Source organism: Spirosoma fluviale (assembly GCF_900230225.1).
Lineage (GTDB): Bacteria > Bacteroidota > Bacteroidia > Cytophagales > Spirosomataceae > Spirosoma > Spirosoma fluviale.
The window spans coordinates 1,043,058-1,057,135 of record NZ_OCNH01000003.1; the positions used below are offsets into that span (position 1 = coordinate 1,043,058).

Annotated in this window: 7 protein-coding genes; 4 read left to right on the forward strand and 3 right to left on the reverse strand. The window is 50.9% G+C overall.

Annotated elements, in window-relative coordinates; translation table 11 throughout:
* The first annotated feature begins 310 nt into the window (after positions 1 to 310).
* The 4 genes from CRO74_RS20330 to CRO74_RS20345 all read left to right on the forward strand — a co-directional run bounded on the left by CRO74_RS20330 (position 311) and on the right by CRO74_RS20345 (position 9,772).
* Positions 311 to 3,439 (forward strand): SusC/RagA family TonB-linked outer membrane protein, encoded by a 3,129-nt coding sequence (locus tag CRO74_RS20330; protein ID WP_097128306.1) that lies wholly within the window; start codon positions 311 to 313, stop codon positions 3,437 to 3,439.
* Positions 3,440 to 3,471: 32 nt separating this feature from the next.
* On the forward strand, positions 3,472 to 5,010 hold the full coding sequence (locus tag CRO74_RS20335; RefSeq protein ID WP_097128308.1) for a RagB/SusD family nutrient uptake outer membrane protein: 1,539 nt from the start codon (positions 3,472 to 3,474) through the stop codon (positions 5,008 to 5,010).
* A 170-nt stretch (positions 5,011 to 5,180) separates the two neighbouring features.
* Positions 5,181 to 8,567, forward strand: coding sequence for a CRTAC1 family protein (locus CRO74_RS20340; RefSeq protein WP_097128311.1), 3,387 nt, complete (start codon positions 5,181 to 5,183; stop codon positions 8,565 to 8,567).
* Positions 8,568 to 8,770: 203 nt separating this feature from the next.
* Positions 8,771 to 9,772, forward strand: a complete 1,002-nt coding sequence (locus tag CRO74_RS20345) for a WD40/YVTN/BNR-like repeat-containing protein (protein WP_097128313.1) — start codon at positions 8,771 to 8,773, stop codon at positions 9,770 to 9,772.
* Positions 9,773 to 10,048: 276 nt separating this feature from the next.
* Here CRO74_RS20345 and CRO74_RS20350 read toward each other — a convergent pair whose 3' ends face one another.
* The 3 genes from CRO74_RS20350 to CRO74_RS20360 form a co-directional block, all read right to left on the reverse strand.
* On the reverse strand, positions 10,049 to 10,564 hold the full coding sequence (locus CRO74_RS20350; RefSeq protein WP_097128314.1) for a hypothetical protein: 516 nt from the start codon (positions 10,562 to 10,564) through the stop codon (positions 10,049 to 10,051).
* Positions 10,565 to 10,871: 307 nt separating this feature from the next.
* Positions 10,872 to 12,107: an MFS transporter gene (locus tag CRO74_RS20355; RefSeq protein ID WP_097128316.1), complete on the reverse strand. Its 1,236-nt coding sequence runs from the start codon at positions 12,105 to 12,107 to the stop codon at positions 10,872 to 10,874.
* A gap of 114 nt (positions 12,108 to 12,221) precedes the next feature.
* A complete protein-coding gene (locus CRO74_RS20360) occupies positions 12,222 to 13,919 on the reverse strand; it encodes a sodium:solute symporter family transporter (RefSeq protein WP_097128318.1) in 1,698 nt (565 codons plus the stop codon).
* Positions 13,920 to 14,078: the final 159 nt, after the last annotated feature.

A 14,078-nucleotide genomic window follows, 5' to 3' on the forward strand; every position in this document is an offset into this window, starting at 1 on the left:
TTAAACCAAACATAACGCTGATTTATTTGCACTATTCAGTCCATTGTACTTTTTTTGCTACGGTAAATATCATTTTAACCATTAAATACATAAATATGACACTAAATGCTCTTTCCACTATGGACTCATTGAATGAACCAATAAGTTGATAAAGTTTGTAAAAAAACGTCTCGTAAAACAGCTAGCCTTGTCTGATCTTAGTGTCGCTAAAACGGAATAGTATAGTTGTTTAGGTTACGTTTTAATTGCTTTTCTTCCTGCTGTTTATACTTAGTGAATTTTGTTGAGTGTTAAATCAATTACTATCACTATGCAATACAAGAAACGTTTACAACCCAAAAGCAGTAAACTGCTGAATGCTTTTCGAACCTTAATGGTCGTTTGGCTTTTTGCCATCGCCACACCATCCCTTGCCCAGCAAGTATCGGGCACAGTTACCAACGAGGCCGGGGAACCGCTTCCCGGCGTGAACGTGGTAGAAAAAGGAACAGTGCGAGGAGCCACCACCGACAAAAATGGTAAGTACTCCATTGCTGCCGGGCGGCAGGCAACCCTCGTTTTTAGCTTTATTGGTTATACGAAACAGGAAGTAGCGGTGGGCAACCGGTCGGTAATTGACGTAAAAATGAACACCGACCCCCTGGCGCTCAATGAAGTGATCGTGGTGGGCTACGGTACCCAGAAAAAGTCCTCGCTGACGGGAGCCGTTTCGTCCGTTTCGCCGAAAGACCTGCGGGCGCTTCCGGTCATCAGTCCCGTGCAGGCCTTGCAGGGGCGCGTGCCGGGTGTTTCGGTCACCAACAACAGCAGCCCCGGCAGCGAACCCGTGGTGCGGGTGCGGGGCGTGGGCTCTATTAGCCTGAACCCGAATCCGCTCTATGTGATCGACGGGATACCGGCGGGTGGGCTGAACAATATCGACCCCAAGGATATCGAATCGCTGGAAGTGCTGAAAGACGCCAGCGCGGCCGCTATTTATGGGTCACGGGCCGCCAATGGGGTTATCCTGATTACCACCAAGAAAGGGGCTACCAATGGCAAGCTCACCATTAACGTCGACTCGTACTACGGTTCGCAATCGGCCTGGCGCAAACTGGACCTGCTCAATAGCCAGGAGTACATTAACTATGGCACATCGTTATTGACAGCGGCCGGGCAACCTGTACCGGGTCGTTTCGCTAACATGAACGTACCCATTTACGATGGCGCTACGCAGACATTTGCCCAGACCGATACCGACTGGCAGGATGTTATGTTCCGTGCGGCACCCATTATGGATCACCAGATTTCCCTGTCGGGGGGGAATGCTACTTCCCGGTTCTATACCTCACTGGGTTATTTTAAACAGGATGGAATTCTGCCTTTCACCAACTACGATCGGCAGAGTTTCCGGATCAACTCGGATCATAAAGTCAGTAAATACCTGACCATTGGACAAACGATGCTGGCGTCTACGGACTTCCGGCGGCTGGAGCGCGACGGTGGCGGGCGTAGTCTGCTGATGAATATCATGCGGATGACGCCCTACTGGCCCGTGCGTGATCCAACAAAGATTGGCGGGTTCAGCACAACGGCGCAGGGGCTTGATGCCACCGACCCCGAAAACCCCCTACGGGTAGCCGAGCAGGAACAACAGTTTCAGACAGACCGGGGCTTTAAACTGCTGGGATCGATCTTCGCCGAGGTTAAGTTTACGGACTTCCTTCGGTATCGATTCACCTTCGGGGCCGATTACGCCAATGCGCGGTTCAATGGGTTTCTGCCGATCTACAACGACGGCAACCGCAGCCGGGTAATTGCCAACGTCAACGAAAACCGCAGCGAGTTCTTCTCCTCAGTGATGACCAATCAGCTCACTTTCGAGAAAACCTATGGCAAGCACTTCGTCAACCTGACCGGTGTCGCCGAGCAGCAACGCAGCATGTCGCGGTCCATTAGTGCCAGCGGCCAGCGCCCCGACAATAACATCCAGGTGATTCAGGGCGTATCGAACCCCAACGGCTCTAGTACGCTGAATGAAAACCTCCTGATTTCGTATGTGGGTCGCCTGAATTACGAATATGCGGGCAGGTACCTCCTGGGCGCATCCATTCGGCGGGATGGCTCGTCGAAATTTGCTCCGGGTCGGAAATGGGGTACGTTCCCGGCTGTTTCTGCAGGCTGGCGCATTAGTGAGGAGAAATTCATGAAGGGCGTTTCGGCCTTTTCGGAATTGAAACTGCGCGGAAGCTACGGCCAAACCGGGTACAATGCCATTGGTGATTATGACTGGCAACCACTCATTCAGGCCAACAACACCATTTACCCATTCGGTAACCAGACTCAGCTAGGTTCGTTTTTCAACCAGTTGGGCAACAGCGACCTGAGCTGGGAGGTAACCACCATGAGTAATGTTGGTGTCGATGCGTCGCTGTTCAACAACAAGATCAATCTGAGCGCCGAGGTGTACAGCCGCCAGACTGAGGGCCTTCTGCTGCGCGTACCATTGCCCGAATCGCAGGGGTACTCGGTCAACCCACTGGCCAACGTAGGCAGCATGCGTAACCAGGGATTCGAATTGACGGCGGGCTACAACTACTCCAGCAAAAATTTCAACTGGAACCTGACCGGTACGTTTGACATCACGCGCAACAAAGTGCTGAGTCTGGCTACCCCGAACGCAACCATCAATTCCGGCTCAAACGCCGACTTCGGTGGCTTCGACATTACCCGTACCGAAGTTGGACAGCCAATTCAGTCTTTTTACGGCTGGGTAGTCGATGGTATTTTCCAGAGCCAGGGCGAGCTTGACCGGTACAATTCGATTGACGGCAACGCCAGTACGTTTTACCAGAATGACAAGACGGCACCGGGCGATATCCGGTTCCGCGATTTGAATGGCGACGGGAGGATCGACGCCAATGACCGCCAGTATCTCGGTAGCTTCATACCTAAATTCAGTTATGGCCTGAACTGGACCGGTACGTACAAAAACTTCGATTTCACCGTGTTCTTCCAGGGCGTGCAGGGTAATAAAGTCTATAACGGAACGAAAGTGATCGGGCAGGGCCAGCTTCGGTTGTTCAACGCCACCGCCGATGTGCTGAACGCCTGGACACCCCAGAACACCAATACCGACGTGCCCCGCTCAATCAGTGGCGACCCGAATCAGAACTCCCGGACGTCCGACCGCTTCCTCGAAGATGGCTCGTACCTGCGCCTGAAAAACATGAGCATCGGCTATACCATTCCGGCCTCGGTTATTGGTAAACTGACGGGCAATGTGCTCAGTAAAACGCGGGTGTACGTGTCGAGCCAGAACCTGCTGACCTTCACCAAATACACCGGCTACGACCCCGAGGTGTCGTCGAAGAACTACAACCTGCTCAACAACGGCATCGACTACGTACAGTACCCACAGGCACGTACGATCATGGTTGGCGTTAACCTGGGCTTTTAATGAATCAGTTCATCTTTTAGCGACGTGTTATCATGAAAAAGACAATCCTATTTGGCATCGCGCTACTTGGCTTAACCATCAGTTGTAGCGAAGATGATCTCAATAAATTGAACCCCAATGGCGTAACCTTCGAAACCTATTTTAACAATGCCGACGAATTAACGGCGGGGGTCAACTCGATTTATGCCCTGGTGCAATCGAACAGCTTGGTTTCCAGAGAATGGTTTTTTACCCACGATCTGCGAAGCGACGAGATGGCCTCCGGGGGCGGGCAACTCGAAACACCCCGTAACCAGATGCTCATTGGCGTACATGACACCGGAAACGGGCTGGTTGGCAGCATATGGCGGGGCTGGTATCGGACCATTCACCGGGCCAATGTGGTCATTGAAAAGGGAGCGGCTGTCAAAGACATCACCCCGGCCGTACGCGACCGTCTGTTGGGAGAAGCACGGTTCCTTCGGGCGTGGGGATATTACGAACTTGCAACGTTTTTCGGTGGCGTGCCCCTTTACAAGGAATTTGCTAAATCGGTTGATGGCTCGTTGCCCCGCTCAACCCAGCGGCAGGTGTACGACTTTGTTATTGCCGATCTGAAAACGGCTGAGGCCGGCCTGCCTGCTACCTACGATGCCCGGAATCAGGGCCGGGCCACCAAAGCGGCAGCACAAACGCTACTGGCTCGCACCTACCTTCAGTTGGGCGACTACGCCAGTGCAAAGACAGAATTACAGAAAGTTGTGAATTCAGGGCTGTACAAAATCGTCGATGAGTACACCGACCTTACGAACGAGGAGGGCGAGTTTAATCAGGAATCTATCTTTGAAGTGGTTTATGCCCAATCGGGTGGCGCTTACAACTGGGGTGGCGACAGCGATGGGTCGGCCGTTCAGGAAGAGACCGTCCGGACGCAGGAGTACTCGGCTATCGGCTGGCGGAACGTGATTCCGTCCAACAAAATTCTGAATTCCTACGAGCGGATTTCGGCAGGAGACACTAAGAACGACCCCCGCTACGTGTATTCGTACTATAGTGAAGGTGACAAATTCAACAATGGACTCAGTGTCCTCACCGCCGACCGTGTACAGGGTAACGCATCGATAGTGGATGGGAAAACGCTAAAAGTAAGCTGGCGTAAATACTCCGTGCTTTACAAAATAGACAATGGCTACGCCCAAAGTGGTATCAACATGCGGGTTATGCGTTATGCCGATGTACTGCTGATGCTGGCCGAATGTGAAAACGAGACCGGAAATCAGGCGGCTGCTATAGCCCTGATGAACCAGATACGAGCGCGTAAATCGGTGGATATGCCGCCTTATCCGACCAAAAACTACCCCTGCCGTAACCAGAGTGAGGTATTCGACGCCGTGGTACACGAGCGTATGGTCGAACTCGCGGCTGAACAGGTTCGTAACTTCGATATTGTCCGCTGGCGGAAAAACAAGAAGCAGAAGTCCGAGCCGCTTTCGTATTTCATTGCGAACAAGCATGAACTGCTGCCCATTCCGCAAGCCGAAATCGACAACAGCCCGGCTATCGATCCCAAAGATCAAAATCCCGGCTATTAGGTTATTGAGTTATTGGTGATTGGTTACTGAGTTATTGGTTATTGAGTTAGTTGTTGCCAGCCTATCGATCAATCAATAACTATTAACCCAAAACCAAGTAGTAAACCCTCAAAACTCCCTTCCCAAACTAATCCGGGAAGGGAGTTTTGTTCGTATTCAACTAGTGATTCATGCGTATTTTTTTAGTTTTTGGGGTATTCTTGTTGAACTTCGGTCTGCTAAGTTGCCAACCCAAAGCAGACCGTTTATTTGAGAAAATAGACGCCGGTCAGTCGGGTATAGCGTTTACCAACAACCTGACCCCCAACGACTCCCTGAATGCCTTTACGTTTACAAACTTCTACAATGGGGGAGGGGTGGGCGTGGGCGACTTCAACCACGATGGTAAACCCGACCTGTTCTTTACGGGCAATCAGGAAAGTAGCCGTCTGTACATTAACCAGACGACGGAACAATCCGGTTTCCGGTTCGCCGACCTGACCGATGCGGCCGGGGTACGCACAGACCGCTGGTGTACGGGTGTATCGGTCTTGGATATCAATCAGGATGGCTGGGACGATATATACGTGAGTGTAGCGGCCCACCGAACCATGCGCCAAAGCCGGAACTTGCTGTTCATCAACCAAAAAACTACCTCACCAACCTTTCGCGAAGAAGCTGCGGCTTATGGCCTCGATTATGATGGCTATACGACCCAGGCGTCTTTTTTCGATTACGATCTGGACGGTGATCTCGACGCCTTTCTGCTCAATACGGCCCCGGATGTGCAGAATCCGAACTACCTGCGCCCCGCTATCAACGACGGAACCTACCCCTCCACCGACCGTTTGTTTCGCAACGAGGGTGTGGGTCCAACGGGTCGACCCGTTTTCCGCGATGTATCCAAAGCGGCCGGTATCCGGTTCGAAGGGCTTGGACTTGGGGTGGCCGTGTCGGACTTGAACCAGGATGGCTATCCGGACGTGTATTGTTCCAATGATTTTATCAGCAGTGATATTTTCTACCTCAACGGCGGGGCCAATCCCGATAGCCTGGGCGTGTTTCGGAATAGTACCCGTGCCTCGCTGGCCCATACGAGTATGTATGGCATGGGCATCGATGCGGCCGATATCAACAACGACGGTCGGATCGACCTTATGCAGCTGGACATGCTGCCGAAAGAAAATGCCCGTCAGAAACAGATGCTCAGTGCGCAGGATTACGACAAAAAGGAATTGAGCCAAACTCCGCAGTACGGCTATCAACTTCAATACATGCGGAATACCCTACAACTCAACGCAGGAAACGACCGGGGGAAACCTGTTTTTAGTGAGGTCGGCTTACTCGCCGGAATAGCCCAAACCGACTGGAGCTGGTCCACACTCCTGGCCGATCTCGATCTGGACGGTCATAAAGACGTATTCGTGACCAATGGCTACCGCAAAAACGTCACCGACCGCGATTTTATCAGCTTCACAGAGGAGTTCGGTAGTTTCGGTACCGATGCCGCCCGCCAGCAGCAACGGGATAAACTGCTGGAAAAAGTGCCGGAAATCAAACTCCGTAACTACGCCTACCGAAACCACAATGATCTGACATTCGAGGATGTATCGTCGGCCTGGGGGCTGGATGAATTATCTTACGCCAACGGGGCCGCTTATGCTGACCTCGACGGCGACGGCGACCTGGATTTGATTGTCAACAACATTGATGAGAAAGCGTCTCTTTTTCGCAATAAAAGCCGCGAAACCTTGAAAAGTGGGTTTTTGTCAATGGCGTTCGTTGGGCCGGGTACCAACCGGGTCGGCATTGGCACTACGGTTACCGTCTGGGCGGGCGGGGAGCAGCAGGTGCTGGAACAGTATCCGGTACGCGGGTATTTATCGTCGGTAGAAACCCGGCTGGTCGTTGGGCTGGGTAGCGAGCCCGTCGCCGACTCGGTACGTGTAGTATGGCCCGGTGGACGGACCGAAATTCGCTATAACGTGCGGGCCAATCAGCGGCTTACCCTTCAGTACAGAGATGCGAAACCAGCGATTAAACCCGTCAATACATCGTCAAATTTCCTTTTCTCGAAATCATTAACGAACCTTGACTATGTGCATCAGGAGTCGGACTTTGTCGATTTTAAAACAACCCCCGCCCTGCATAAGATGTTGTCGCGGGCTGGGGTAGCGGTCGCCGTTGGTGATCTCAACGGCGACGCCATCGACGACATTGCCGTGGGCGCTTCGTACCGGGGCAGTCCGGGAGCCTTGTTTTTCGGGCAGGCCGATGGGCAGTTCAAACGAGCCGACTGGATGCCCAATACGCCCATGGAGGTAGGCGCGATTCTGCTCTTCGACGCCGATAACGACCAGGATAACGATTTGCTGGTGGTGGGCGGAGGCAACGAACGCCCGCTTACGGCAACCGAAGCGTTTCAGCCGGTGCTTTACCAGAACGATGGTCGGGGGCATTTCGCGCCCGTTTCCGGTTTGCCGTCGATTACGGTCAGCAGCCAGTCGGTTCGCGCCCTCGATTATGACCGGGACGGTGATCTGGACGTGTTGATTGCCGGGCGTCAACTGCCGCAAAAATACCCGCTGCCCGCCCATAGCTACCTGTTACGCAACGACCAGGTTCCGGGGAAACCAACACATTTTACAAACGTCACGGCTCAGGCCGCGCCCGATCTGGCCAGTCTCGGACTGGTGTGCGACGTATTGCCCGTGGATATTGACGGCGATCAGGATACGGATCTGGTGGCAGTGGGCGAGTGGATGCCGCTTACGGTACTGGAGAATCAGAAAGGAGTCTTTCGAAAAGTAAAATCTGAGGATTCTACCCTGGCCACGAACCCCACCGGCTGGTGGAACTGTGTGGCCAGTGGTGATTTCGACGGCGATGGCGACGCTGACTTATTATTGGGTAACGAAGGATTGAACACCCTTTACCGGGCGTCGGCCAGCGAGCCGATCCTGATGTACGGGAAAGATTTCAACGACGACGGGCAATTTGACCCCATCATGGGCTATTTCATCAATGGAACGCGTTATCCGGCCCTACCCCGCGATGCCCTGAATCAGCAGGTTATCCAGTTTCGGCGTAAATTTCTGCACTACGCCGATTATGCCGAAGCCGATTTCGATGCACTGTTTTCCGAGAAAGACCTCGACGGGGTGTATCGCGCGTACGTCAGCGAACTACGGAGCTGTTATGCGGAGAACCTTGGCAAAGGAAAGTTTCGCTTAAAACCCCTGCCAATGGCTGCCCAGGAGGCTCCTGTTTTTGGGTTCGTTGTCGATGATTTTGATGAAGACGGCAAGCTCGATGCGCTGGCAACGGGCAACTTCTTCGCGAACGAAGCCAATATGGGGCGGCAGGATGCGTCCCGTGGTTTGCTGCTCAAAGGCGATGGAAGAGGGCGGTTTGTTGGGCTACCGGCTACCCAGACCGGTTTTACCGTAACCGGCGACGCTCGCCGTTCCTACAAACTGCATAATCCGGAACGGATCATTACGGCCGTCAACAACGGTCCGCTGGTCGTTCATGCCCTTCATGCACCGGTAAATTCCAGGAAAAGGAAAGGGCAGTGAGGGGGGGATGGTTAGTAAAAGCAGCTTTTACGTTTCGTTGACATTCTTTTACAAGCGGTTAACCAAAGCTCAGCACAAAGGCCGTTAGATTTACGGTGCCGTTGCGACCGTCTGCGGCTGCGGTTGAAATCCCCTGGTAAAAAAGTGATGAACTATGAATTCCAATGTCTTTATAACAGGGCTTCACCAAACCAATTATAAGTATGAAAATCGTTAGCCTGGCATTTTTGCTTCTTTTTCAAATTCCCTTTGTCTGCAATGAAGCAGTAAAATTGCTTGCTTCATCGCCAATCACGGATCGTCCGCAAAAACTAACGAGCCATAAATCGGGGCTTGTAAACCTTGTTTTCAAATCTACGGATGGTGGACAAACCTGGCAGGACATAAGTAAAGGGCTACCTGAAGGTTCGCAGGGCGATGGTTTCTTTGCGACTACTAAAGGACTTTACTTACAGGCTGGAAATGGGTTATATCACAGTAACCCAAATTCCACCGCTCCATTTTGGGAGAAGGAGAGTTTCCCTGACCAGCATAGTAGTATTGCCCCTGGCAAGACCGGGATCGTTGCCTACAATTACTACGATGGCCAATTTCTACAAAAAATAAACGGAACGAGTGTATGGTCGCCTATGTACACGAATGTTCAGGAGAGACAGGTACGAACCGTTTTTGAAACGGTCGGGGGCACCGTTTTCATCGGCTCCGACAAGGGCTTGCTTAAATCTACTGACAGTGGAAAAACCTGGAAACGCGTCCATTCTGGAGGCTGGGTAATAAAAATGGTCGAGTCAAACGGTGTACTCATGGCAACCAGCCAGAAGGGAATAATCCGGTCGACCGATGATGGTGAAAACTGGGATTGTGTACTTAGTGAGGGCGGTGTTGGCATCGCTGTCGAACGCATCAAGGGTGGGTTCGCGGCTATCACCTACAATACACAGTCGGAAACCAGACGAGTGCGAACATCGTATGACGACGGTAAAAGCTGGCAGCCTATTGATGCTGACCTTCCGGCAAGCCTCTCCATTGCCTCAATTATTGAGGTTGGCGGATACTTTTTTTGTGGTCATCCTACCGGCATTTTTAGATCATCTGACAAGGGTAAAACATGGAAACTGTTACTTCCTTCTATTGATGATAAGGTCTTCAACTTAGCTGTTTCGGGTAACGTAATTTATGCCATACCCAGAGCGGGAGGATGTTGAGAAAAATACACAGCAGGTAACGGCCAATACCACAATCGCTTTCATAATATGACACTTTTCGTCTATTCCGACTTATCTGATGATACTGTAATTCCCTGCGCTTTGAAGGTAGTTCAATAAAGGTGTTGTATTTATAATTTTTGATAGAATAGTATTTTGATGCCTACTCTGGGAAACAATTATAATCTCTTTACATAAAGTTAGTTATACAAGAGTCCATGAAAAAGTGCTAATAAAAGCTCCTGAGTCTTTATTAGCACTTTTGTATTTGTCCAATTAATATCTATTTGGAGTCGCTGACGTTTTCTTTGCCTCATATACATAGCGAACAATATGACCTAATGAATCTGGTTCCGCAAAATCGAAGGCTAATTGATCGCCATCACTATTACCAATCAAGTCTGAGTTGTTTTTGTAGAAAGCAAACATACCGGGGCTTTGAGCGGCCTTTATCGTGATTTGATTTTGGGCAATTGGTCGGCCGTAACTTTTTGAAGTAGTGCGTGTCGAATCAGCGTTACTTTGGCTTTGGATCATGTGATAGCTAATAAAAGCATCGGTGGTTGATGATTTTAAGGTCGCCAACTCAATGCTAAGGCCATGTTTTATCGTCATTGAATCGCCCAATATCGCTGGTAAAGCGCCCTCGAATACAAGTTTGCCATCTTGGTACTGTTTCAAATGGGTTACCCCATAGGTACCGATTAAAGGCCTTTGAGCAGGATCGACTTGCTTTTGATCACAAGCGATAAAGCTGAGTCCCAACAGTAGAAATAAAGTAGCGTATTTCATAAAGGTTAGTTGAGTAAATCGATACGTACCTTGATAAGATTCCAAGTCCCTATCAAGGGTTGTATAGGTAACAGATTTCAAAGCAAAGTACAAGTTTGTTCTCCGCTGTAAATAGTTTATCTGTAGCACTTTTTCATGGATTGTTGTATAACTAGGAATTGTATAAAGGTATTGAACTTAGATGCAATGTACAGTTACATAATACGCCCTGAGGGAAAAGTTATATTTACTGCAATCGTATAAGCTAACTGTATGACACTTAAAGTTAAACGGATTTTAGGTTTGTCTGCTTTAGGCTTGATGTTACTTACTCTGTATAATCCAGCTCCTTACCGTACGTTTCCTCCATCGTTGCCAGTGACCAGTAGCCCAGGGCGAAACAGACAAAAGCGACGATGGCTGCGGCTTCCAGAACACCTAGCGAGGGTTTCATGGCCTGAAAAGCGGGAATGCTGATCAGGGTAGTAGCCCGTACGTTGTTGGCTACTGATGTGGTAGCCGTGGCCCGGAGATTAGTACCGAAGCTTTCCGCTGTGATGGTCAGGAACATGGCAATGTAGCCGATGCCAAAGCCCATTGCCAGACACAAACCATAAAAAGCCCCGGTCGAGTTGATGCAACCAAAGAGGTAGATGATGACGAAAACAAACGTCAGGCTCATCATCAAACCAATCGCTTTCCGGCGCGACCGTAGGTACTGGCTCAGAATACCACTTGCCAAATCGCCCAGAACGGTGCCCACGTAGGTAAACATCACGCATCGGCCGGGCTGAATGGGGTCTGCCAGGCCAATGGCTTTTCCAAATTCATTCCCGAAGGTGGCCAGAATGCCAATGACCAGATAGGTTGGGAGGGCGATGCCCATACAGCGGAGGTACCGTAAAATCTTCGATCTCCCGTTAAACAAAGCCAGAAAATTCCCCCGGCTCACGTTGGTTCCCTGCACGCGTTTGAACATGCCCGATTCGAGCACACTCACCCGGAGCACCAGCAGGCCCAGCCCCAGACTGCCGCCAATGAAATAGGTCGTGCGCCAGTCGAAAAGCGTAACCGTAAAATACGCCACAACGGCACCCAGCAACCCAACGCTGGCCACCAGCGATGAGCCGTATCCGCGCAGGTTGGGCGGTAAAATCTCGCTTACCAGCGTAATACCCGCGCCAAGCTCACCGGCCAGACCAAGCCCGGCAATGAACCGAAGCCACGCATAGAGTTGTGGGTCGTGGACAAATCCGCAGGCCAGATTCGCCAGCGAATACGTAATAATGCTCCCGAACAACACCGAAAGTCGACCGCGTTTATCGCCTAGAATCCCCCAGAGAATCCCGCCCAGAAGCAGACCGGCCTGCTGAAAATTCAGGATTTTACCGCCGATGAGTGAGATATCCGCTTCGGAAAGTCCCAGTTCTTTCAGGCTGGGCACCCGCACGATGTTGAACAGCAGCAGGTCATAGACATCCACAAAGTACCCCAGCGCAGCCACAATAACCGGCAGGGCAAACAAAGGACGGAGGGAGGGTGAGTTGGGAGAAAGTGGTTGCATATGTGACGGACAAACGGGCTAAAAAAGAGGATGGAACGGATTACGGCAGAGCTTAAAGTGGCTCTATCCGTAAAAATCCGTTCCATCCGTATAATCTGTGTTCTAAAACCAGGTCTACCAGAGCCGAACGTACAGCACCGTGATCAGCAGGACAATAATAGCCGCCAGAGCCGTTGCCGTTGGTGTCAGCTTGAACATGCTTGAGTCGATGGCAAATGCTTTCGGGTTGATCGCCGGGCCGACAAGGCTAATGGCTACCATCATCAGGACCGTAAACACAAACGCCCAGCCCATACAGATCAGGAAGGGGATTTCATACCCACCGTTTCCGTTGGGATAAGCCGTGTACAGAATCGTTTCGTTGCCAAACAGCGCAGGGGCAAAGTTATTGAACAACACGGCCAGGCCAAAACCGCCCAGAATACCGGCTACGGCAGCAGTTCCCGTTGTCCGCTTCCAGAAGAAACCAAGAATGAACACCGCGAAAATAGCCGGGCTCAGGTAGCCGGTGTATTTCTGAATGAACGTAAATCCACCTTCACGACCAATGCCCAGGGCATCCTGCCACGTCAGGCCGATCGACAGCAGCATAGCGGCAAAAATAGTGATCCGGCCCACCCATACCAACTGCTTCTGGGAAGCGTCTTTCTTGATGTATTTCTGGTAGATATCGAGCGTGAAAATAGTCGAGATCGAGTTGGCTTTACCGGCCAGCGAAGCGACAATAGCGGCTGTCAACGCGGCCATGGAGAGACCTTTGAGACCATTGGGCAGGAAGGACAGAATGGCTGAATAGGCATTGTCGGCGAGGAGTTTACCACCCGGTGCCATTTCGTTTTGCAGACTGCCGTTTTTGTAAAGTACGTAAGCCGCAATACCGGGCAGCATAACAATAAGCGGCATGAAAATCTTCAGCAGGGCGGCAAAGAGGATACCGGTACGGGCCGTTTTCAAATCGGCACCCAGGGCACGCTGGGTAATGTACTGGTTACAGCCCCAATAGTTCAGGTTCACGATCCAGATACCGGCAAAATACATAGCCAGACCGGGTAAGGTCAGGTATTTGTTGATGTCGACCTGTGAGGTGTTCGGACCGGGCTTTTCGAAAATCATGTGGAAGTGATCATCCGCATCGGTCATCATGGCCGAAAAACCAGCCAGAACGTCGTTACCCAGACCGAATTTCTGGCTTACCAGCGTCAGGGCAATGTACGACGTTACCAGACCACCGATGATAAGAACGGCTACCTGAATTACATCGGTGTAGCCAATTACTTTCATACCGCCCAGCGTAATGACGATGGCAAAAACACTAAGGCCAATCACAATCGGGTGGAACGAGTCCGCTCCAACGAGGGTGCTGATCGCCAGCGCGCCCAGAAAGAGAATAGACGTGAGGTTGACAAATACGTACAGGAACAGCCAGAAAATGGCCATGATCAAACTCACCGTTTCGTTATACCGCGTTTTTAGAAACTGCGGCATGGTGTAGATGTGGTTTTTGAGGTAGATAGGCATAAACCAGACGGCCACAATAATCAGGGCGAGGGCTGCGAACCACTCGTACACGGCTACGGCAACGCCAAAGGTGAACCCATTTCCCGACATGCCGATAAACTGCTCAGCCGAGATATTGGAGGCAATCATGGAGGCACCGATAGCCCACCAGGTTAACGACCCTTCGGCCAGGAAAAAATCTTTTGTATCGAGGCTGGTTGTTTGTTTCCGCTTGTAAATCCAGTAGCCGTAAGACGAAACGCCAATGAAATACAGAAAGAAAATAATGTAGTCTATTTGGTTAAGCTGATTCATTGCTTCAATTCTAGAATGAGTTTTGGAATTAGCCTGTAAAAAAGCAATTATTTCTCCAAATAGGCTTACACTCTCTTAAAATCATTTGCAGATTTTTGCAGAATCATGTCATATATACACAAATACACCCAGGGACGTAGCCTAAAGCGATGTCCCTGG